The organism is Shewanella sp. MBTL60-112-B2 (assembly GCF_019655055.1).
Taxonomy (GTDB): domain Bacteria; phylum Pseudomonadota; class Gammaproteobacteria; order Enterobacterales; family Shewanellaceae; genus Shewanella.
In genome coordinates this window covers 1-252 of sequence record NZ_BPFA01000120.1, presented here as the reverse complement: position 1 = coordinate 252, position 252 = coordinate 1, and the positions used below count along the sequence as shown (strand labels likewise).

The following is a 252-nucleotide window of genomic DNA, read 5'->3' as shown; positions in this document are numbered from 1 at the left end:
CTAATGCAGTCCGGGTCCCCATCGTCTAGAGGCCTAGGACACCGCCCTTTCACGGCGGTAACAGGGGTTCGAATCCCCTTGGGGATACCACTTATTTTAAAGCGTTGAGTTTTAGCCTACAGAACTTAATGAGTATTCACTCTTTGCAGAGTCTAATGCAGTCCGGGTCCCCATCGTCTAGAGGCCTAGGACACCGCCCTTTCACGGCGGTAACAGGGGTTCGAATCCCCTTGGGGATACCACTTATTTTAA

General features: G+C 51.6%; 2 tRNA genes. Both read left to right on the top strand.

Annotated features, from left to right (window positions below):
* Window positions 1–14 precede the first annotated feature (14 nt).
* Window positions 15–90, top strand: a tRNA-Glu gene (locus K5Q73_RS21525).
* Between the two features lie 76 nt (window positions 91–166).
* A tRNA-Glu gene (locus K5Q73_RS21520) sits at window positions 167–242 on the top strand.
* Window positions 243–252 lie beyond the last annotated feature (10 nt).